The 21309-nt window shown below is 66.9% G+C and carries 15 protein-coding genes; 9 read left to right on the forward strand and 6 right to left on the reverse strand.

Annotated features, from left to right (window positions below; all coding sequences use genetic code 11):
• Positions 1-136: 136 nt before the first annotated feature.
• A complete protein-coding gene (locus EKL94_RS03320; protein WP_126927970.1) occupies positions 137-2500 on the reverse strand; it encodes a ribonucleoside-diphosphate reductase subunit alpha in 2364 nt (787 codons plus the stop codon).
• Positions 2501-2930: 430 nt separating this feature from the next.
• Here EKL94_RS03320 and EKL94_RS03325 point away from each other — a divergent pair, with 430 nt between their 5' ends.
• From EKL94_RS03325 to EKL94_RS03335, 3 genes are all read left to right on the forward strand, one after another.
• A complete protein-coding gene (locus EKL94_RS03325) occupies positions 2931-3908 on the forward strand; it encodes a zinc-binding dehydrogenase (RefSeq protein WP_126927971.1) in 978 nt (325 codons plus the stop codon).
• A 45-nt stretch (positions 3909-3953) separates the two neighbouring features.
• Positions 3954-4280, forward strand: a complete 327-nt coding sequence (locus EKL94_RS03330; RefSeq protein WP_088430467.1) for a hypothetical protein — start codon at positions 3954-3956, stop codon at positions 4278-4280.
• Between the two features lie 167 nt (positions 4281-4447).
• A complete protein-coding gene (locus EKL94_RS03335; RefSeq protein ID WP_126927972.1) occupies positions 4448-7072 on the forward strand; it encodes a TonB-dependent receptor in 2625 nt (874 codons plus the stop codon).
• A gap of 76 nt (positions 7073-7148) precedes the next feature.
• Here the strand turns inward: EKL94_RS03335 and betT are convergent, their stop codons facing one another.
• Together betT and EKL94_RS03345 are read right to left on the reverse strand one after the other, a co-directional pair.
• Positions 7149-9128, reverse strand: coding sequence for a choline BCCT transporter BetT (betT, locus tag EKL94_RS03340; RefSeq protein WP_126927973.1), 1980 nt, complete (start codon positions 9126-9128; stop codon positions 7149-7151).
• A gap of 196 nt (positions 9129-9324) precedes the next feature.
• On the reverse strand, positions 9325-9705 hold the full coding sequence (locus EKL94_RS03345; protein ID WP_099523683.1) for a VOC family protein: 381 nt from the start codon (positions 9703-9705) through the stop codon (positions 9325-9327).
• A gap of 150 nt (positions 9706-9855) precedes the next feature.
• Between EKL94_RS03345 and EKL94_RS03350 the strand changes: the two genes are divergently transcribed.
• The 3 genes from EKL94_RS03350 to EKL94_RS03360 all read left to right on the forward strand — a co-directional run bounded on the left by EKL94_RS03350 (position 9856) and on the right by EKL94_RS03360 (position 14333).
• On the forward strand, positions 9856-10374 hold the full coding sequence (locus EKL94_RS03350; protein WP_005409975.1) for a sigma-70 family RNA polymerase sigma factor: 519 nt from the start codon (positions 9856-9858) through the stop codon (positions 10372-10374).
• Complete coding sequence (locus EKL94_RS03355) at positions 10371-11315, forward strand: FecR family protein (RefSeq protein WP_126927974.1); 945 nt, start codon at positions 10371-10373, stop codon at positions 11313-11315. Before EKL94_RS03350 ends, EKL94_RS03355 begins: the two co-directional genes overlap by 4 nt.
• A gap of 69 nt (positions 11316-11384) precedes the next feature.
• Positions 11385-14333 carry a TonB-dependent receptor gene (locus EKL94_RS03360; RefSeq protein WP_126927975.1) on the forward strand — a complete coding sequence of 983 codons (2949 nt, stop codon included), beginning with the start codon at positions 11385-11387 and terminating at the stop codon, positions 14331-14333.
• Between the two features lie 142 nt (positions 14334-14475).
• Here EKL94_RS03360 and EKL94_RS03365 read toward each other — a convergent pair whose 3' ends face one another.
• Both EKL94_RS03365 and EKL94_RS03370 read right to left on the reverse strand, forming a co-directional pair.
• Positions 14476-14799, reverse strand: a complete 324-nt coding sequence (locus EKL94_RS03365; protein ID WP_012480533.1) for a DMT family transporter — start codon at positions 14797-14799, stop codon at positions 14476-14478.
• Entirely contained in the window at positions 14799-15152 is a 354-nt protein-coding gene (locus EKL94_RS03370; protein WP_010485170.1) for an SMR family transporter, read from the reverse strand. The genes EKL94_RS03365 and EKL94_RS03370 overlap by 1 nt, the downstream gene beginning before the upstream one ends.
• 160 nt (positions 15153-15312) lie before the next feature.
• Here EKL94_RS03370 and EKL94_RS03375 point away from each other — a divergent pair, with 160 nt between their 5' ends.
• Positions 15313-16164: a LysR family transcriptional regulator gene (locus EKL94_RS03375; protein ID WP_024957419.1), complete on the forward strand. Its 852-nt coding sequence runs from the start codon at positions 15313-15315 to the stop codon at positions 16162-16164.
• Positions 16165-16265: 101 nt separating this feature from the next.
• Here the strand turns inward: EKL94_RS03375 and EKL94_RS03380 are convergent, their stop codons facing one another.
• A complete protein-coding gene (locus tag EKL94_RS03380; protein WP_126927976.1) occupies positions 16266-17186 on the reverse strand; it encodes a M14 family metallopeptidase in 921 nt (306 codons plus the stop codon).
• Between the two features lie 131 nt (positions 17187-17317).
• Here EKL94_RS03380 and EKL94_RS03385 point away from each other — a divergent pair, with 131 nt between their 5' ends.
• Both EKL94_RS03385 and EKL94_RS03390 read left to right on the forward strand, forming a co-directional pair.
• A complete protein-coding gene (locus EKL94_RS03385; protein WP_126927977.1) occupies positions 17318-19399 on the forward strand; it encodes a TonB-dependent receptor family protein in 2082 nt (693 codons plus the stop codon).
• A 62-nt stretch (positions 19400-19461) separates the two neighbouring features.
• The gene (locus tag EKL94_RS03390) at positions 19462-21234 is read left to right on the forward strand and encodes a chloride channel protein (protein ID WP_260473369.1); all 1773 of its coding nucleotides are present in this window, start codon (positions 19462-19464) and stop codon (positions 21232-21234) included.
• Positions 21235-21309 lie beyond the last annotated feature (75 nt).

Raw genomic sequence — 21309 nt, forward strand, 5'->3', positions numbered from 1 at the left:
CACTACCGTAGATCGCGGTGTTGCCGGCCAGCGGCCGGCACTACCGTAGATCGCGGGGTTGCCGGGCAGCGGCCGGCATTGCCGTAGATCGCGGGGTTGCCGGGCAGCGACCGGCATTGCCGTGGGTCGCCGGCGATCAGCTGGAGCACCATTCGCATTCGCTGATGTCGATGTCGTTGGAGCGCACGTAGTAGGTGGTCTTCAGGCCTTCGCGCCAGGCGCTCAGGTGCAGCTCCAGCAGCGTGCTCGCGCGGATGGTGCTGGGCACGTACAGGTTGAAGCTGATCGACTGGTCGACATGGCGCTGGCGGCGCGCGTTCTGGCGCACGCTGGCGAACTGATCGACCTTGTAGGCGCCCTTCTCGTAGTACGGCCAAGTTTCCAGCGACAGGCCCGGTGCGGCCACCGGCCGCCGGAAGTCCTTCTTTTCCTCGTAGTAGAACGCGCTGTAGATCGGGTCGATCGAGGCGGTGGAGCCGGCAATCTGCGCGGTGCTCATGTTCGGCGCCACCGCCAGCAGCCAGCCGTTGCGCAGGCCGTGCGTGGCCACTTCGCGGGCCAGGCTGTCCCATGCGGCGCCACTGTAGTCGCGGTCACGGAAGTAACGCCCGTTGTGCCAGTCACTTCCCGCGAACATCGGGTAGCTGCCCTTCTCCTTCGCCAGCTGCGCGCTGGCCTGGATGGTCAGGAAGTTGATGCGTTCGTAGAGCCGGTCGGCCAACGCCTCCGCATCCGGTGATTCCCACTGGATTGCCTGCTGCGCCAGCAGGTGGTGCCAACCGAACGTGCCCAGGCCGATGGCGCGGTACTTGCGGTTGGTGATCGTGGCCTGCGGCACCGGCAACGCGTTGAGGTCGATCACGTTGTCGAGCATGCGCACCTGGATCGGGATCAGCCGCTCCAGCACATCGGTGGCCAGCAGGTCATCCGGCGCACTGATCGCCCGGCCGAGATTGATCGAGGACAGGTTGCAGACCACAAAGTCACCGGCACGGCGTGTGGTGACGATCTGGTCGCCGCTGACGATCTCCTGGATCATCCGCGTCGGGCTCATGTTCTGCAGGATCTCGGTGCACAGGTTGCTGGAATAGATCATGCCCGCGTGCTTGTTCGGGTTCCGGCGATTGACCTCGTCGCGGTAGAACAGGAACGGGTTGCCGGTTTCCAGCTGGCTGAGCATGATCCGCTTGAACAGATCGATGGCCTTCACCGTGCGGCGGCTGATGCGCTCATCGGCGACCAGTTCGGCGTAGCGGTCGCGGAAGCTGCCTGAGCCGCGCTTCTCGTCGTAGAAGTCCTGCAGGTACCAGCCCTTGGCCTGCTTCACCTCGTGCGGGTCGAACAGGTACCAGTCGGCGCGGCGCTCGACCGCTTCCATGAACAGGTCGGGCACGCACACCGAGGTGAACACATCGTGCGCGCGCAGGCGCTGGTCGCCGTTGTTGAGGCGCAGGTCCATGAACGCTTCGATGTCGCGGTGCCAGATGTCCAGGTACACCGCCACCGCACCCTTGCGCTGGCCAAGTTGATCAACCGACACCGCGGTGTTGTTGAGCTGCTTGATCCACGGCACCACGCCGCCGGAGGAATTGGCCACGCCACGGATCGGTGCGCCGCTGCTGCGCACATAGCCCAGGTAGGCGCCAACGCCACCGCCATGCTTGGACACGCGGGCGATATCGGTGTTGGAGTCATAGATGCCCTGCAGGCTGTCGTCCACCGTGTCGATGAAGCAGCTGGACAGTTGCCCCCCCACCTTGCCGGCATTGGCCAACGTCGGTGTGGCCACGGTCATGTACAGATTGGACAGCGCCCAGTACGCCTCGCCAACCAGCTGCATGCGCCGCTCACGTGGCTTTTCCTCCTGCATCAGGTACAGCGCGATGGTCAGCCAACGCTCCTGTGGCAGCTCGTAGACCTCGCGGCTGCGGTCGCTGGCCAGATAGCGCGTGGCCAGCAGGTACAGGCCGTTGTAGGCGAACAGTCGGTCGCGCTCCGGGTCGATCATCTCACCGGCCTGCTGCAGCTCTTCCTTGGAATAGCAGCGCAGGATGTCGTTGCTGTAGATGCCGCGGTCGGCCAGGCTTTCCTGCAGGCCCACATACGAGCCGTACTTCAGGCCGACGTCGTAGAAGCGGTTGCGGCTGGCACGCTTGTACAGGCGGCGCAGGTAGATGCGCGCGGCAAACTGTTCCCACTCGGGTGCGACCAGGTCCACCCGCGACTCGGCCTCGCGGATCAGCAGATCGACCAGGTCATCGGCGCTGATGCTGGGTTTGCGTTCGACCATCGACTGCACTACGCGGCGGTAGTCGCTCACATCCAGCTGCGGGAACTCGGCATGCACGGCGTCGATGCTGCGCTGCAGGCGCTCGGCCTCGAACGGCAGGCGACGGTTGCCGGCCTCCTTGGTGATCCAGGTCGGCACGCGCTCGCCACCGGCGCGCAAGGCGTCGCCAGCGCCGGCCAGATCGGCCACGCGGAAGGTACTGTCGGTCATGGTGGTGAAACTCCAGGCTCGCACGCGCTTTGGCGGTCGATGCCATGGCGGCCCTGAACGCGATACCGGCGCACGGGGCGAACGGGTGGATTGCCAGGGCACGGGAACGTAGGTCGTCGGCATCTGCCTGCGCCTGCGGCCGGTATCCGGGCCGTGGGGGCGACCTGCGTCCGCACGATGGCGGCCGCGTCGACACGGCAAGCCTCAGGGGCGGGCCGCGGGACGTTTGCTGCATGTCCGGCGGCGGCGGCTGACCGGGAGTGACGGCCACAACATAGTGGGGATATCCGAACTCGTCAACACAAGATGCGGTAATCAGCACATGTCGCGACGATCAGTCGCAGGATGCCGTGTTGCACCTGCGGCGCCTTGTCGACAGCGCCTGCGTCCCCAGTTCGGTACAACATCAACTTTCCCCGGAACACCGCCCATGCGCGCTGCCCAGTACCCCTCCTTCGGCGACCCAACCGACGTCCTTGCCATTGCCGATGCGCCGCTGCCTGAGCCCGGCCCCGGCGAGGTGCGCATCCGCACCGTGCTGGCCTCGATCCACAACCACGACCTGCTGACCGTGCGTGGCCTCTACGGCTACAAGCCGACGCTGCCGGCGATCGGTGGCAGTGAAGCACTGGGCGTGGTCGATGCACTCGGCGACGGTGTCGACGGCCTGCAGATCGGCCAGCGGGTTGCCGCCGCCTCGGTGCACGGCACCTGGGCCGAAGCGTTCATCGCACCGGCACGCATGGTGATTCCGATGCCGGAGGCGATCCCCGACGAAATGGCCGCACAGCTGATCGCCATGCCGCTGAGCGCGCTGATGCTGCTGGAGTTCCTGCACGTCGAGCCGGGCCAGTGGATCGTGCAGAACACCGCCAACGGCGCGGTGGGCAAGTCGCTGGCGATGCTGGCGCGGGCGCGTGGCGTGCATGTGGCCAACCTGGTGCGCAATGCCGATGCGGTCGCACAGTTGATGGCGCTGGGCATCGATCATGTGTTCGACACCTCGATGGACGGCTGGAAGGATCGCGTGCGTGAGGCGACCGGCGAAGCACAGGCCGCGGCCGCGGTGGATTCCATCGGCGGCGACGCCAGCGGTGACCTGGTTGACCTGCTCGGCCACCACGGCACCCTGGTGTCGTTCGGTGTGATGAGCGGCGAACCGATGCGCATTCCCGCCGGCGGCCTGATCTACAAGGAAGCCACCGTGAAGGGTTTCTGGGGCAGCAAGGTCAGCCAGGCGATGGCGGTGGAGGACAAGCGCCGGCTGGTTGGCGAACTGCTGAAGCGCGCCGCTGGCGGCGAGCTGACCCTGCCGGTGGAACAGATCTTCGCACTGGACGACATTGCCCAGGCAGCGGAGGCTGGCGCCGGTTCGGGCCGTAACGGCAAGGTGCTGCTGCGGCCTTGATGCAATGCGCTGGATTCGGCGGCGCTGCGCGCCGCCGCCGTCCCAATGGATAATGCCTACTTCGTCTCTGCTGAAGAAGGAATCACGTTGAGCGCATTGAATGGTCGGAAGGTGCTGCTGGCGACCTTTCTCGGAAGCAAGCACCCGCCTGACGGTGTTCGGCCCTCCGAAGACTACTGGAGGTTGATCGGTACCAACGGAACCATTGTTCTTGAGGAATCCCAAACTTCCATGGCCAGGCATCAACGCGGCCTGCGGGTGCTGGTCCAGTTTCCTGAAAGCATCAGGGGTATGGGGCTTGTGTGCCACAACGAGGTACCGGACAGCCTCTGGATTTTCGTCTCCGATCTAGTAATTCACCCGGTCGATTAAATGGATCGGGGTCGAATGCCGTAACGGCGCCCGTATGCAGTCCACTATTGCCTATTCCGATCGTTAAGAACCCGTGATGTATAACTGAATGCGCTTTCGTCATTGGAAGGCGCACGTGCCTGCGTGCGGTACTGACGGCTCCTCCCCCGTTCGGCGTTGTCGCTTCCATGTACCGCACCACCCTGAACCTGCTTGCCGGCGCGATCGCGCTGGGCCTCACCGCCGGCGCTGCCGGCGCCGCTGAATCCGCCGACACCGGCAAGGACAGCACCACCCTCGGCGCCGTGCTGGTGACCGGCTCCAACATCAAGCGCAGCGATACCGCCGGGCCGAATCCGGTGCAGATCGTCAGCCGCGAACAGATCGAGCAGACCGGCCGCTCCACCCTCACCGACGTGCTGCGCAACCTGTCGGCCAACGCCGGCAACAGTTTCGACGAGCAGTACACCGGCAGCTTCGCCGCCGGCTCGGCCTCGATCGGCCTGCGTGGCCTGTCGCCGAAGAACACGCTGGTGCTGGTCAACGGCTACCGTGTGTCCAACTTCGGCTTCGCGCTCAACACCCAGGACACTTTCGTCGACCTCAACGCGCTACCGATCAGCGCGGTCGAACGCATCGAAGTGCTGAAGGACGGCGCCTCGGCGGTGTACGGTTCCGACGCCATTGCTGGCGTCATCAACATCATCCTGCGCAGGAACTTCCAGGGCGTGGAAGTGGGCGGCGGCTTCGGTATCGCCACCCAAGGCGGCCTGGACGAACGCAAGGCCAGCCTGCTGGCCGGCTTCGGTGACCTCGAACAGCAGGGCTGGAACGTGCTGTTCGGGCTGGACCTGCTCAAGCGCGACCGCCTCGACGGCGACGATCGCGCCTATACCCGCAGCGGCGATTTCCGCGACAAGCCCGGTGGCCGCTTGGCCGGCTGGTCCACCGCCGGTGGCAACTGGCTGTCCAACCCACGCGCGCCGCAGCCGTTCGCCAACTGCCCCGACGGCAGCCAGCTGCGCCCGTACAGCGACTTCGGCAGCACCCTGCCCGGCCAGGCCTGCGCCTTCAACGCGCAGCCGTTCAAGACCCTGCAGCCCGGCGCCGAGCGCCTGCAGGCGTCGTTGAGTGCGACCTACCGCTTCAATGACAGCGTCGAAGCCTTCGCCGACGTACTGTACAGCCACAACAAGGCCGACCAGATCTTCAGTGCGCCGCTGACCGTTGGCCCGGGCCTGCGTGCCTACAACCCGGCCACCGGCACCCTGATCGACGTGCCGGCGGTGCTGCCGGTCGGCCACCCGAACAACCCGGGCAGCACGCCGCTGCCGTTCGAGTACACCTTCTTCGACATCGGCCCGCGCCTGAAGGACAACACCCAGGTGTTCTACCGTGCACTGGCCGGCGTGCGCGGCAGTGGCGAGCGCTGGGACTGGGAAGTGGCGGCGCTGACTTCGCAGAGCGCGCAGCGCGAATACGTCGACAACTTCGTCAACCGCTACGCGTTCGAACAGATCCTGCGCGATGGCAGCTACAACTTCCTCAACCCGTCCGCCACGCCAGGCGCGCTGGATGCACTGCGCCTGCAGACCAAGCGACCGGGCTGGTACAAGCTGCACGCGTTGAACGTGAAGGCCTCGACCTCGCTGTGGGAGATGCCGGCCGGTGCGGTCGGCTTCGCCTGGGGTGCCGAGTTCCGCAAGGAATCACTGGACGCGCGCACCAGTGCGCAGGTGCTGTCGGGCACCGAACTGCGCCCGGCCATCAACGTGGTCAACGGCGAGCGCCAGGTCAGCGCCGCCTACGCCGAACTGAGCGTGCCGCTGCACCGCACGCTGGAGCTGCAGGTGGCCGGTCGCGGCGACCACTACGATGATTTCGGCAACGCGTTCTCGCCGAAGGTGGCGCTGCGCTGGCAGCCGCTGGACAGCCTGCTGCTGCGTGGTTCGTTCTCGCGTGGCTTCCGTGCACCGTCGCTGCCGGAGATCGCGCCGGGCCAGACCGTCAGCTATGGCTCGGTGATCGATCCACTGGATCCGCTGCAGCCCGGTGGCAGCCGTGGCGTGACCAACATCCGCACCGGTAACCCGGACCTGAAGGCCGAGCGCTCGCGCAACTTCAACGTGGGCGCGGTGTGGTCGCCCGATGGCGATACCAGCATCGGCCTGGACTGGTACCGCATCGAGCAGGACAACCTGGTCAAGCCGGACAGCGCGCAGTACATCGTCGATCACCCGGAGTTGTTCCCGGGCCGCGTGCAGCGTGAGAACGGGCGCATCCAGTTCATCACCAACCAGTACGCCAACCAGGGCGAGCTGACCACCTCAGGGCTGGACCTGGAAGCCAACCGCACCTTCCGCACCGAGGGCTGGGGCAACTTCACCGTGGCCGGCAGCTGGACCCATCTGCTCAGCTTCAAGCAGCCGCTGGTGGCCGGCCAGGCACCGTATGAAGGGGCCGGCAACAACCGCCACGGCGCACTGCCGCGCACCCGCGGCACCACCTCGTTGAACTGGGCAGTGGGCGACTGGAGCAGCACGCTGAGCCTGCAATACGTGAGTGGCTACGACCAGCGTGTGGCGACGGCGACCAGCAACCCGGGCCTGCGTGACCGCATCAAGCCGTATCACCAGCTGGACCTGTACGTGGCCTACGAAGGTGTTCCCAACACCACGCTGTCGCTGTCGGTGCTGAACCTGACCGACAAGGATCCGCCGTTCGACCCGGCCGGTGGCTCCAACGGCTTCGACATCAGCCAGTACAACCTGCGCGGGCAGTTCGTCTCGCTGGGGGCGCGCTACCGGTTCTGATGCGCGAACGGGGCGGCGGTGATGCGCCGCCCCGTTCGTGTTGCCGGCCAGCGGCCGGCACTACCATCAACGTGCATCACCGGCTCAGGTGCAGGAACTGCAGGTGCCGTTCGTACTGGCTGATGATGTCGTTGATGATCTGCTTGCGGCTGTAGCCCACCAGGTCGTAGTCCTGGCTGCCTTCGTACAGATGCACCTCAGCGCGGTAGTAGCGCTGGTTGCGCAGCTGCTGTGCGGCGAACGACGGAGTGAGGTAGCCGCTGAGGATCACCCGGTACAGGAAGTCCTGCTGCTCGCCGTGATTCACCGTCAGCTCCATGTCGCCGGCCTCGAAGCGCGTGGCCACGTCCCAGCCCTGCCCGCGCAGCTGTTCGGTCACCGCTTCCATCGCCGGCTTCACCGTGTCGTCCATGAAGCGGTAGACCTGGTCGCGCACCGGGAAATGCATGGCCTGGCTCAGGCGCTGGCGCCAGCCCTGGTGGTGGCGGTCGTCACCGATCAGCGGCGATGGCCGGTACTGCAGCGCGCGCTTGCGGTGCGATTCGTCACTGAAGGCGCGGGTCAGGCCCCACATCATCAGCAGCAGTACCGCCGAGAACGGCAACGAGGCCAATACCACCGCCGATTTCAGTGCATCGATGCTGCCGGCCAACAGCAGCCCGGCGGTCAGCACCGCGATCACCGTGCCCCAGAACACGCGCAGCCAACGCGGACCATCATCCTCCGGCGCACCGCCATGCGAGGACAACGTGGACAACACCACCGCCCCCGAGTCGGCCGACGTCACAAAGAAGATGAAGCTGACCAGCACCGTCACCGCGATCACCGTGCGACTCCACGGGTAGCCATCCAGCAGTGCATACAGCACCGTCGGTGGGTCATCCACCGCCAGCTGCGCCAGTTGCTGCTGACCGTGGTGCAACACCTGGTCAAGCGCGCTGTTGCCGAAGATCGACAGCCAGGCCAGGGTGAAGCCCAGCGGGATCAGCAGCACGCCGAACACGAATTCGCGGATGGTGCGGCCACGCGAGATGCGCGCGATGAACAGGCCAACGAACGGTGCCCAGCCGATCCACCAGGCCCAGTAGAACACCGTCCAGCCACCCAGCCATTCCGGTCGGCCGCCATAGGCATACACATCGAAACTCTTGCCAACCACGCTGCCCAGGTAGTCGCCCAGGTTCTGCATCAACGTGCTGAGCAGGTACTGGGTGGGGCCGGCGCACAGCATGAACAGCACCAGCGCGATCGCCAGCAGCATGTTGATGTTGGCCATCCAGCGCACGCCCTTCTCCACCCCGGACACTGCCACGGCCACCGCCGCGCCCATCATGCTGACCACCAGGATGATCTGCACCAGGTTGGAGTGCGGGATGTTGAACAGGTGCGACAGGCCGGCATTGAGGTGCAGCACGCCGAAGCCCATGTCGGCGCCGATGCCGAACACGGTGGCAACGATGCCCAGCGCGTCCACGGTGTAGCCGATCGGGCCATTGATGCGCTTGCCGATCAGCGGGTACAGCGCCGAGCGCAGGGCCAGCGGCAGGTTGTGGCGATAGGCGAAATAGGCCATCGCCATTGCCGCCAGCGCGAACACGCCCCAGCCGTGCAGGCCCCAGTGCAGGAACAGCAGCTGCATGGCCTGGCGCGCGCCGGCCTCGCCCGCGGCCGGATCGCCCTGCGGCGGCTGCAGGTAGTGGGTCAGCGGTTCGGAAACGCAGAAGAAGAAGAGGGTGATGCTGATGCCGGCGGCGAACAGCATGCCGGCCCAGGAGAGGTAGCTGAACTCCGGCTCGTCATGGTCGGCACCCAGCTTGATGCCACCGTACTTGGACAGCGCCACCCCCACCACGAACACCAGGTAGAGGGTCATCGCCAGCAGGTAGTACCAGCCGACATTGAGTGCGGCCCAGTCCTGCGCCTTGACCAGAAGGCGGCCCGCACCGAGCGGGAACAGGCTGACGAACAGCGCGAACGCCACGACAACGATCGCCGCGAAGGCGAACACAGGCCGAAGGGTGCGCACCGGGGATTGTTGCGGCTCCAGTACATCCATGGGGCGGCGTTCTCCGGTAGATCAAAGGGTTAGCCGACCGATTCTGGCTGAACCGCAGTGGACAGAGCATGAAGTTGCGGCCTGCGGTCACAGGCCCATCCTGCGATTCCGTGTTATCACGCGCGCGCTGCTGCGTACCTGCGCCTGATGGCACCGCACGGGCCACGTTGATCGCGGCCCGCGCGTTTCCATCCGATCACGACATCACATGCACCGCGCACAGCTTGTTGCCGTCCGGGTCGCGCAGGTAGGCCAGGAACAACTGGCGCCCGGCCATGCTGCGGATGCCGGCCGGATCTTCGATGGCGGTGCCACCGTGGGCGACACCGGCGTCCTGCCAACCGCGCACGGCCTCGGCGCTGTCGAGGGTGAAACCAATCGTGCCGCCGTTGGCATGGCATGCGGGCTGGCCGTCGATCGGTGCGGTGACGATGAACATGCGGCCGTCCTTGAAGTACACCAGCCGGCCCTTGTCATCGAACACTCCCGGACGTGCACCCAGAGCGGTGAACAGGGCATCGTAGAAGCGATGCGCGACGTCCATGTCGTTCGTTCCAACGGTGATGTGGCTGAACATGCGGGCACTCCATGTGGAAAGCCGCAGTGTCGGCGAGCACGCCGGGCATCGCAAATCCGGCGACCTCCCCCGCTGCGGCATGCCCAGGATTTGTCGTGCGCCGCCCGATCACTCTATAATGGGAATCATTCTCATTAATGACCCATGCCGATGGCCGTGCCCGCCGCCTCCAGCACCGCGCTGGCGGGGTTCTACCGCGAACACCATGGCTGGCTGCTGGGCTGGCTGCGCCGCCGCACCCACAACGCCGACTGCGCCGCCGACCTGACCCAGGACACCTTCCTGCGCCTGCTCAGCCGTCGCGTCGATCCATCCGAACTGCGCTTGCCGCGCGCCTATCTCAGTACCATCGCGCACGCCCTGCTGGTCAATCACTGGCAGCGCGCGGACCTGGAGCGCGCCTATCTGACCGCGCTGGCCGCACAACCGGAGCCGGTGCATCCCTCCGCAGAGGAGCGCACACAGGCGCTGCAGCTGCTGCATGCCATCGCTGACATGCTGTCCGGCCTGGCCGAGCGGCCACGGCGTGCCTTCCTGCTGGCCCGGCTGTCCGGACTGGGCTATGCGGAGATCGGCCAACAGCTTGGCGTGTCCGAGCGTATGGTCAAGAAGTACATGGCGCAGGCGATGCTGCATTGCCTGCGCCTGTCCGGCGACGCGGCGGCATGAGCGCGGCAGTGGCCGGCCCGGCGCTGGAGCAGGCGGCAGAGTGGTTCGCGCTGCGCCAACAGGGCTGGAGCGACGACGACCAGCAACACTGGCGCGCGTGGCTGCACGCCGACGCCGGTCACGCCGACGCCTGGCGCCGGGTCGAGGCGGTCTGGCAGTCGTTCGCCCCGCTGTCGGCACCGGCGGCAGCAACGGCGCTCGATGCCGCCGGCCATCGCCGCCGCCGCGCGCTTCGCAGTCTCGGCGGCGCGCTCGGCATCGGTGCGGTCTCGCTTCTCGGCCTGCACGGGCTGCAAGCGCAGCGCCACCTGCAGACGCAACGCACCGCTGCCGGGCGCACCGGTCATTGGACGCTGGCCGATGGCAGCCAGTTGTGGCTCAACGCCGGCAGCGAAGTGACCGTCGACATCGGCAACGGCAACCGCGCCCTGCATCTGCTGCGCGGCGAACTGCTGCTGCAGACCGGCCACCACCCAGCATTCACCGGGTTGCCCCTGAGCGTGCATGTACCCGGGGCGCGCCTGCAGCCAATCGGCACCCGCTTCGCGGTCGGCCGCGAAGCGCAGGACAGCCGGTTGGACGTGTTCGAGGGCCTGGTGCGGTGCCTGCCGATGTTCGGTGCGGCGCTGGATGTGCCTGCGGGAGGTGCGCTGCAGATCGGACCGATGGGGGGACTCACAACGGTCACTGCCGATCCTCTGCGCGGCGACTGGCAGGACGGACGCCTGCAGGTGCAGGACACGCAGCTGATCCGGGTGATCGACGAACTGGCCCGTCACCATCGGGGCTATCTGGGCTGTGATCCGGCACTGTCCGCATTGAATGTCACCGCGGTATTGCCGCGCCTGGACAGCCTGCAGGCCCTGAAACTGCTGGCGCGCGCCCTGCCGATCCGCGTCGAGCAGCGCTGGCCCTGGTGGACCGTTGTGCGTCCGATTTGAAATGGCGGTTCCCTTTCTGCGCGCTCGGCGGGCACTACAGGGGAACCCATTGCGGATGTCGCCGCCCCCATGAAACTACCCTGCCCTTCTCCTCGCCCGCTTGCCATCGCACTGTGCCTGGCCCTGGCCACGCCATGCCTGTTGCCGGCCGCCGCCCACGCACAGGATGCTGCCGCCGCCGTTCGCTGGCAGATCCCGGCCGGTCCGCTCGACCAGGCCTTGACCGCGTTCGGCCAGCAGTCCGGCCTGTCCATCGCTGCCGATGCGCGCCTGACCCGCGGCCGGCACAGCGGTGGCGTGCAGGCCTCGCTCAACACCGAGGCCGCGCTGGCGGAGGTATTGGCCGGCACTGGCCTTTCGTTCCAGCGTGATGCCAGCGGCGTGGTGCTGCAGGCCGCCCCCGTCACCGACGCCGGCGTGCGCCAGATCGGCACCCTGCGTGTGGCCGGCCAGGCCAGCGAAGGCGCTTCGCCGTGGGGCCTGGCCGATGCCGATGCCGTTTACCGCGACAGCGGCTCGCGCGTGCATCTGGACCACCAGCAGCTGGAACGCTTCCGCGGCCAGTCGATCGGCGATGTGCTGGCCGGCGCAGTCGGCGTGCACACCGGAGACGTACGCAATGGTGGTGCGCTGGACGTCAACATCCGCGGCCTGCAGGGCCAGAACCGGGTGCCGGTGATCATTGATGGTGGCCAGCAGGCCATCGACGTGTACCGCGGCTATGCCGGCGTGCAGCAGCGCAGCTACCTGGACCCGGACCTGATCAGCGCGATCAGCATCGAGAAAGGGCCGAGCCTGGCCGCCAATGCCGCCAGCGCGATCGGTGGCGTGGTCTACATGGAAACGCTGAAGGCCGAGGACATCCTCGACGACGGCCAGGACTGGGGGCTGCGCGTGCGTGGCGGCGTGGCCGACAACAGCATCGACCGCACCCGTACGTTCAAGCAGATCGCGCGTGGCAGCGACAACCGCAACAGCCTGCGCGACCCGCGCGACTGGAACGGCAGCGTGGCCTTCGCCCAGCGCGGCGAAGACTGGCAGCTTGTCGCAGCCTACGCACGGCGCCGCCAGGGCAACTACTTCGCCGGCAGCAACGGCGCCCACCGCTACGACGACCAGCACCTGTCCAGCGGCGGTACCGGCATGTCCAGCCAGGCCGTTTCCAAGCTGTACCACCCGGGCGATGAAGTCCTGAACACCCACACCGACAACGAATCGGCGTTGCTGAAATTCACCTGGACGCCCGACCCGGACCAGCGCCTGGAGCTGAGCCACCGCTTCTTCAACTCCAGCTTCGGCGAAATCATGCCGTCGGCGATCGGCCGCGTGGGCGAGTCCAACGAATGGGTGACCTACGTGGACAAGGCCAACACCATGTTCCAGTTCGAGCCCGGGAAGATGCGGGTCAACGCCACCTCGCTTCGCCATCGTTACCGCCCCGAGGCGCACCCGTGGCTGGACCTGAGCAGCACGCTGTGGTTCACCACCGCCACCAGCCGCATGTTCAACAGCAATATCGCCAACACGCCGCTGTTCAAGGAAATGGCCTCCGACCAGATGCCCGACACGCTGGGCGAGACCTACGGCCCGGGCCTGCAGTCGGACGTGAAGACCCGGCGCTGGGGCCTGGACAGCAGCAACACCACCCGCTTCAGCAATGATCTGGGCGACTGGACGCTGCGCTATGGCGCGTCCTTCCAGCATGAAGACACCGCACCCAACTCGCCGGTGCTGCCGGTGGACTACAACAACAACCGTTACCTGCGCTCGGGCACGCGCCGCGAGGCCAGCGTGGTGGCGTCGCTGCAATGGCAGCCGTGGGACTGGCTGTCGCTGACCGCAGGCGGCCGCTTCATCGACTACCGCACCCGCGACCGCAACCGCGTCGCCTTCGTCAGTGAATCGCGCGACCTGCGCTACACCTTCGCGCGCCTGAGCAAGGGTGGCCAGCTGCTGCCGGGCTGGTATAAGGAGTGGTACCCGGATGCACAGGGCAACTACACGTATGACTCGCTGCGCGCCACGCCCTATGGCGACAGCACTCTGGGCCAGACCTACGACTTCGACGGATTCATCCGTGACCCGCGCGGTGCCAACGGCTTCTATACCAAGCAGATTCCCACCGCCTGGGGCTACAAGCCGGCGATCCGGCGCTCGGGCCACGGCTTCGCGCCGTATGCCGAGGCGCGCTTCAACCTCGACGCGGACATGTTCTTCTACGTGAAGTACGCGCAGGGCTGGAAGATGCCCAGTCTGTTCGAATCGACGCTGGGCAACAGCACCTCGGCCCCGGTGGCCGACCTGAAGCCGGAGAAGAACCGTTCCTGGGACATCGGCTTCAGCCTGCTCAAGCAGGACCTGTGGCGTGACGGTGATCGCCTGGCATTCAAGGTCGCCTGGTTCAAGAACGATATCGACAACGCCATCACCCGCCGCTTTGATTCCAGCAACTGGGCCTTCTACGTCGACAACGTCGACAACTACACGGTGTCCGGCTACGAGCTGCAGTCCGGTTACGACGCCGGCATTGCCTACCTGGACCTGTCGGCCAGCTACTACCAGCGCGCGCGCACCTGCGATGCGGCCACCGCCAAGCGCATGCGCGAAGACCCGTATGCGAAATGGAGCAAGCTGGACACCACGCCGGACTGCGTGGACGGCGGCTTCGGCACCTCGTTCGTCAACGCGCAGAACCCGCCGAAGTACTCGATCCACAGCACGCTGGGCTTCCGCCTGTTCGACAAGCGACTGGATACCGGCATCCGCCGCACCTACAACAGCGGCCCTACCCATGAACTGGACAAGCCCTGGAACACGACCGGCTCGACCGGCCTGCAGAACATCTACCTGCCGACCGCGATCTATGACTTCTATGCGCGCTGGCAGTTCACCCCGAAGGCCGAAGTGGAACTGGTGGTCAGCAACCTGCGCAACACCTACTACATGGACACGCTGGCGATGAGCCTGATGCCGGGCCCGGGCCGCACCACGCGGCTGAACTTCACCGCACGTTTCTAACTGCGGCAGAAACAGCAACGCCCCGGGGAGATCATCCCCGGGGCGATTGCCTGCGGCGGCTCACGCTCTGGCAGGTGCCAACCTTGGTTGGCACAGCGACTCAACACCGGTAGGTGCCAACCTTGGTTGGCACAGCGACGCGTTACTTCGCGGTACTCAGCAGCAGTACCGCGACCGTCACCAATGCGATGCCGATCCAGCCGATCGGACGCAGGCGGTTGCCGAACAGCAGACGGCCGCAGGTGGCGGTACCGATCACGCCGATCGCACCCCACATCGCATACGCGGTGGCCAGGTCCATGTAGCGCACGGCCTGGCCCAGCAGGGCGAAGGCGATCCAGACCATGACGATCGCACCAACGCCCCAGCGCCAGCGACGGAAGCCCTCCGACTTGGCCACCATCATGTTGGCGGCGACGTCGATCAGCGCCGAACAGATCACGAAAAACAGTGCCAGGGTGTTCATCAGTGCGCCTCCCCGAGGGTGACGCAGACGATGCCGACCACTGCCAACACCAGGCCGGCGAGCTGCTGCAGCGACAGGCTCTCACCGAAGACGGTGAGGCCAACCACGGTCAGCAGGGTCAGGCCCAGGCCTTCCCACACTGCGTAGGCCACGCCCACGGCGATGCGGCGCACCGACTGCGCCAGGAAGAAGTAGGACAGCGCCAGCGCGCCGGCCATGATCAGGTAGCCGGTCCAGCCGCCATCGCGGGCGGCATGGGCCATGAACGAGGTGCCGACCACTTCGGCGACGATCGCCACGGTCAGGCAGGCCCAGGCGACCAGCGCGCCACGGGCGGGAACAGTACGGGACATGTGAAACTCCTTGCAGGACGGGGACCGCACCGCCTCATCAATAGATCCACGGCATGCGTGGAGGGTCCGGAACGCCCCGCAGACAGGGGCGACGGCGACCAGTATCATCGTCTTTTACGGTGGAATCAAAATGGATTCCATCGACAGGAGCGATGGATCAATGCCCTACTCCCCTGAATCCCTGCAGGCTTTCGTGGAAGCCGCGGCGCTGGGTTCGTTCTCGGCGGCGGCGCGACGCTTGCGCAAGACCCAGTCGACAGTCAGTACCGCCATTGCCCACCTGGAAACCGACCTGGGCGTGAGCCTGTTCGATCGCAGCGGGCGCTACCCGCAGCTGACCGAGGCCGGGCGACAGGTATTGGGGCACGCGCAGGAAATCCTGGCTGCCGATGCGCGCCTGCAACAGTTGAGCGTGCGCCTGGCCGCACCGGTCGAGCCTCGCCTGACCGTGGTGTTCTCCGATGTCTACCAGCTCGATCCAGAGCAACGGATCCTGCAACGCTTCGCCGAGGCGTTCCCGGAGATCGAACTGGAATGGCTGGATGCCGAGGGTGAGGACGTGCTGGAGCTGGTCGGCAGTGGTCGCGCCGCGCTGGGCCTGCTGCCCAGGCAGGAGCGCTATCCCGGTGAACTGACGGCCCGGCCGCTGGCCCACCACAGCGAACTGTCGGTGTACGTGGCGCGCGAACATCCGCTGGCCAGCGCCGGGCGTCGCGCCGCCGCACAACTGGCGCGGCATCGGCAGGTGCGCCTGAGCGCGGAAGTCGATCAGTCCCGCGTGGTCACCGGCCTGGCCTGGACCGCCACCGACTACCTGATGGTGATGGAGATGGCCGAGGACGGCATCGGCTGGGCTGAACTGCCGCGGGCGCTGGTGCAGCGCTACGACCGTGGGCGACTGGTGGAACTGGTGCTGCCCGGTTGGCCGCGGCGCATCCACAGCGACCTGCTGTGGCGCCGCGACACGCCTCCCGGACCGGCCGCACTGTGGTGGGCCGACGCGTTGGGGTGAGCCGAAAAAGGGGACGGAGGGGATTAAGTCGTTTGTGGCACAAACGACTTAATCCCCTCCGTCCCCTTTCTCAGTTGCCGGCCAGCGGCCGGCACTACCGATCAACGATGGGCGAGCGCGTAATCCAGCGCCGAGCACACCGCCGCCACCTGCGCGTCGTTGCACTGCTGCGGGGTCGCCCGCGGGCTGTCCGGGTAGACCTCGGTGGTGGTGGTGTACTTCGCGCCGGTAATCCCGGCGCACAGGCCCAGCTTCACCAGCGGGTACTCGATCACACCATGGGCCACCACCGGCGAACCGATGATCTCGCCCTTGTCGTCGGCCGGCGCGATGTGGGTGACCTTCTCCACCGCGGCGATCACCGCCTGCTGGAAGGCTGCCTGCGGGGCCTCGCTGTCATCCACCAGATAGAAGCCATCGGGAATCAGGCCCGGCTCGAACGGCTTGCCGTCACGCGCGGCCAGCGCCGGGCGGAACTCGCTTTCGTCGCTGTCGGTGGTCTCGTGCAGGTCGATGTGCAGCACGAACTGGCCCTTGTACGGCGCGATCAGTTCGATGACGGCGGTCGATTCACGGGCCGGGCCGTCGGCGCGGAAGTTGCGGTTCGGGTCGATCGCATCGAAGTTCCAGCGGTTGATGCGCTCGAAGCCCCACGGATTCACGCACGGCGCCACCAGCAGGTTGGCCTTGCCGGCATAGTCGGCGGCGTGCTTCTCGAGGAACTCCAGCGCGCCCATCACGCCGCTGGTCTCATAGCCGTGCACGCCACCGGTGACCAGGGCAGCGGGCAGCGCCGGGTTCCAATCGCAGCTGCGCAGGGCGAACAGGGTGTAGGTCTCGCCAGCGTAGTCGAGCTGGCCATAGGCCACCTTGTCGAAGCGCGGGGCCAGCGCTTCGATGCGCGGCAGCACCTCCTCGTCATAGCGACGCAGGCGCTGCTGGCGGCCACGCCACGCCTCCCGCTCCGCCGCTCCCCACGGCTGGCCAGGGGTTCCGACGGGGTAGAAAGCGGCTTGGGACATGGCGGATCTCAGCGAGTCAGGAAGCAATCGCCCACTCTACCACCGGGGCATCGGCATGAATCGGAGGCGCATTCCATTGGCGAATGGAATCAGCAATAATTCTCATTTACGACCTTCCACAACCCGCACCGATGCCCATTCACGTCCTGCAACCGGCCCGCCTGCCCTTGGCCGCCGCCCTCGCCCTGTGCCTGCTCCCGGCCACCCGCGCCCTCGCCCAGGACAGCGCCACCACGCTGGACAGCATCCAGGTTTCCGGCAGCTGGCTGGGCACCGGCCTGCATGACAGCGTCAAGAGCTTCGCCGGCGCGCGCACGGTGGTCGACCGCCAGCGCATCGAGGCCAGCGGCGCGGCCAGCATCGGCGATGCCATGCGCCGCATCCCCGGCGTGCAGGTCACCGACAACTCCGGCACGGCCGGCAGCTCGGTCTCGTTGAACATCGGCGTGCGCGGCCTGACCGGGCGCTACTCGCCGCGCTCGACCGTACTGCTGGACGGCGTACCGCTGGCGGTGGCGCCGTATGGCCAGCCACAGCTGTCGTTCGCACCGACCAGCCTGTCCAACATCGAATCGATCGACGTGGTGCGCGGCGGCGGCGCGGTGCGCTACGGCCCACAGAACGTGGGCGGCATCATCAACTTCAGCACCCGCGCCATTCCGACCGGTCCGGGCCTGCACGGCGAAGCGGGTGTGCGCTACACCGCCTACGACCATGGCGGCGGTGACAGCACCCAATACAACGCCTTCCTCGGCGGCACCGGCGACAACGGCCTGGGCGCGGCCCTGCTGTACTCCGGCCAGGACGGGCGTGGCTGGCGCCAGGGCAGCGATGACCGCTTCAACGACCTTGCGCTGAAGTTCGCCTATGCCATCGACGAACAGCAGGAACTGCGCGCCAAACTGTCCTACTACGACGTGCGTTCACTGACCCCGGGCGGCCTGACCCGCGCGCAGTACGAAGCCGATCCGTTCCAGAACACCCGCCCCACCGATTTCTGGAAGGGTCACCGCACCGGCATCGACCTGGGCTACACCAACACGCTGTCGGCCAACAGTGAATTCGAGGTGCTGGCCTATTACAACGAAAGCAGCCGTGCCAGTTCGCTGATCAATGCCGCCAATACCCAGTTGACCGTGCAGCCACGCGACTACCGCGTGCTCGGCATCGAACCGCGCTACACCCAGCGGCTGCACTGGGGCAGCACCGTGCATGACATCACCGCCGGCTACCGTTTCCTGCGCGAGCGCGGCAACGACCGCAGCTACACGGTGCTGCGCCGTACCGGTGTGGAAAGTGCCATCACCCGCTTCGACAACGCCACCGACGCCCACGCGTTCTACATCGACGACCGCGTTGCGATCGGCCAGTGGCGGATCACCCCGGGCGTGCGCATGGAGTGGATCGACATGGACCGCCGCCAGGCCGGGGGCACGGCGACCTTCAGCAGCCGCAACAACAAGGCGCTGCCCTCGCTCAACATCGCCTACCTGCTGACCCCGCAGCTGACCGTGTTCGGCAACTACACCACCTCGTTCGGGCCAGTGCAGAACATCCAGCTCAATTCGCAGACCGCCAGCAACCCGCTCAATCCGGAAGTGGCAAAGACCACCGAGCTGGGCGCACGCTGGCAGGACGGTGCACTGCGCGCGGAAGTGACCGTGTTCAAGATGCGCTTCGACAACCAGATCCTGCAGGTGCCGGGCATCACCCCGCCGACCTTCCAGAACATCGGCGCCACCGACCACAAGGGTGTGGAGAGTGCACTGGAGTATCGCTTCGCCGAGGACAGTGCGCTGGCCGGGCTGGAGCTGTACGCCAACTACACCTGGACCAAGGCGATCCAGCAGTCCGGTGACAATCGCGGCCTGGACGTGCCCTTCTACTCGCGCGACACCGACAGCGTCGGCGCCCGCTACGCGCTGGCCGGCTGGACCTTCAATGTCTCCAGCACCCACCAGAGCGGCCAGTACTCCGACGCCGCCAACACCTGGGCCGAGAGCGCCGATGCGCGCGTGGGCCGCGTGCCGGGCGTGCGCCTGTGGAATGCACAGGTGGCCTGGCAGGTGCCGGGACTGGGCGACAGCGAGATCGCGCTGGGCGTGAACAACCTGGCCGACAAGCGCTGGTACACCCGCAACGTCGATGGCAATGCCGGCCGCATGGTGGCCGCGCCGCGCACCTTCTACGTGCAGGGCCGCTACCGCTTCTGAGGCGGTAACCGCCCAATGCAGTGACGGTGGCGATCACGGTGGCGGCGTATCATGCCGCCACCATGTCACTGCCTGTTTCGCCATCGCGCCTGCATTCGGCCTTCCAGGGCCTGCGCCTGCGGCTGCGCGGCAGTGATCTGTGGTTCATCGCGCTTGCCCTGCTGGTCGGCCTGCTTGCCGGCTACCTGACCCTGCTGCAGTCCGGCATCGCTCGCTGGCTGCAGGGCACCCTGTACGGGCTGGATGAAGGCATGCGCCTCAGCTCCCTGCCCTCGCTGACCTGGACTGCGCTGCTGGTGCTGCCGTTGGGTGGCCTGCTGGTGGGCCTGGTCAGCCTGGCCGCGACCCGGCGCAAACGCCCCCTGCTCGATGCGGTGGAAGCCAATGCCCTGCATGGCGGCCGCATGTCGATGCGCGACAACCTGATCGTGCTGACCCAGACCCTGCTGTCCAATGGCTGCGGCGCCTCGGTCGGGCTGGAGGCTTCGTATACGCAGATGGGCGCCGGCAGCGGTTCGCAGCTGGGCCGGGTGATGCGCCTGCGCCGCAACGATGTGCGCATCCTGGTCGGCGCCGGTGCCGCCGGTGCCATCGCCGCCGCCTTCGGTGCGCCCCTGGCCGGTGCGTTCTACGCCTTCGAGATCGTCATCGGCGCCTACACCCCTGCCGCACTGGCGCCGGTGGCGGTGGCTGCACTGGCTGGCGCGTTCGTGGCCGACCAGGCCGGGATCGAGGCCTACCTGCTGCCCGCCGCCTCGACGATTGATGTCCGCGCCGCCGACTACGCCATCTACGGCCTGCTCGGCTGCTGCTGCGCGATGGTCGGCATCGCGGTGATGCGGCTGATCGCCTCGATCGAGGGCACGGTCAAGCGCAGCCCGTTGCCGCTGTGGGGCCGGCCGGTGGTGGGCGGCCTGCTGCTGATTCCGCTGGCCCTGGCCAGCCCGCAGGTGCTGTCGTCCGGCCATGGCGCCCTGCACCTGGACCTGACCACGCACCTGCCACTGATCTGGATCGGCGGCCTGCTGACCCTGAAGTGCCTGGCCTCGGGCATCTCGTTGGGCTTCGGCTTCCGTGGCGGCCTGTTCTTCGCCTCGCTGTTCATGGGCACCCTGGTCGGCGCCCTGTTCGCCGGCCTGTTGGCGATGGCCACCGGCGTGCCGGTGATCGACGCCACCTCCGCCGCACTGGCCGGCATGGCGGCGCTGGCCGCAGCGGTGGTCGGCGCGCCGATGACCATGGCCATGCTGGTGCTGGAAGGCACCCACGACTTCCTGCTGACCAGCGTGGTGATGAGCGCGGTGCTGGTCTCCAGCACGCTGGTACGGCAGTGGTTCGGTTACTCGTTCTCGACCTGGCGCATGCACCTGCGCGGCGAGACCATCAAGAGTGCCCGCGACGTGGGCTGGGTGCAGAACCTCAACGCCGGCCGGCTGATGCGCAAGGGCGTGGCCACCGCTCCGGCCGAACTCGATGCCGCCGCGTTCCGCCAGCGCTTCCCGCTGGGCTCGGGCAGCCGGGTGATCCTGATCGACAGCGAAGGCCACTACGCCGGCATCGTGCAGATTCCGCGCGTCTACGGCGACGGCGTGAAGCCGGAGACCACGATCGGCGAGCTGGCCGAGAACCGGGACGTATCGCTGTTGCCAGCCGCGGACGTGGTCAGCGTGATGCAGCGCTTCGACCAGACCCAGGCCGACGAACTGGCCGTGGTCACCGCCGACGGCCAGGTGCTGGGCGTGGTTTCCGAAGCCTTCGTACGCAAGCGCTACGCCGAGGAACTGGACAAGCGCCAGCGCGAACTGATGGGCGAGCGCGTCGAGGACACCGACTGATCCAGCAAAAAGGGGACGGAGGGGATTAAGTCGTTTCTGGCACCTTCGAAATCCACGCATGGCGTGGATCTACTG

The sequence above is a fragment of the Stenotrophomonas maltophilia genome (assembly GCF_003970865.1).
GTDB classification, from domain to species: Bacteria; Pseudomonadota; Gammaproteobacteria; order Xanthomonadales; family Xanthomonadaceae; genus Stenotrophomonas; species Stenotrophomonas maltophilia_AR.

Coding starts and splice junctions, on each gene's coding strand:
- EKL94_RS03320 (WP_126927970.1), bottom strand. CDS start 2,500: ATGACCGACAGTACCTTCCGCGTGGCCGATCTGGCCGGCGCTGGCGAC.
- EKL94_RS03325 (WP_126927971.1), top strand. CDS start 2,931: ATGCGCGCTGCCCAGTACCCCTCCTTCGGCGACCCAACCGACGTCCTT.
- EKL94_RS03330 (WP_088430467.1), top strand. CDS start 3,954: ATGGATAATGCCTACTTCGTCTCTGCTGAAGAAGGAATCACGTTGAGC.
- EKL94_RS03335 (WP_126927972.1), top strand. CDS start 4,448: ATGTACCGCACCACCCTGAACCTGCTTGCCGGCGCGATCGCGCTGGGC.
- betT (WP_126927973.1), bottom strand. CDS start 9,128: ATGGATGTACTGGAGCCGCAACAATCCCCGGTGCGCACCCTTCGGCCT.
- EKL94_RS03345 (WP_099523683.1), bottom strand. CDS start 9,705: ATGTTCAGCCACATCACCGTTGGAACGAACGACATGGACGTCGCGCAT.
- EKL94_RS03350 (WP_005409975.1), top strand. CDS start 9,856: ATGGCCGTGCCCGCCGCCTCCAGCACCGCGCTGGCGGGGTTCTACCGC.
- EKL94_RS03355 (WP_126927974.1), top strand. CDS start 10,371: ATGAGCGCGGCAGTGGCCGGCCCGGCGCTGGAGCAGGCGGCAGAGTGG.
- EKL94_RS03360 (WP_126927975.1), top strand. CDS start 11,385: ATGAAACTACCCTGCCCTTCTCCTCGCCCGCTTGCCATCGCACTGTGC.
- EKL94_RS03365 (WP_012480533.1), bottom strand. CDS start 14,799: ATGAACACCCTGGCACTGTTTTTCGTGATCTGTTCGGCGCTGATCGAC.
- EKL94_RS03370 (WP_010485170.1), bottom strand. CDS start 15,152: ATGTCCCGTACTGTTCCCGCCCGTGGCGCGCTGGTCGCCTGGGCCTGC.
- EKL94_RS03375 (WP_024957419.1), top strand. CDS start 15,313: ATGCCCTACTCCCCTGAATCCCTGCAGGCTTTCGTGGAAGCCGCGGCG.
- EKL94_RS03380 (WP_126927976.1), bottom strand. CDS start 17,186: ATGTCCCAAGCCGCTTTCTACCCCGTCGGAACCCCTGGCCAGCCGTGG.
- EKL94_RS03385 (WP_126927977.1), top strand. CDS start 17,318: ATGCCCATTCACGTCCTGCAACCGGCCCGCCTGCCCTTGGCCGCCGCC.
- EKL94_RS03390 (WP_260473369.1), top strand. CDS start 19,462: ATGTCACTGCCTGTTTCGCCATCGCGCCTGCATTCGGCCTTCCAGGGC.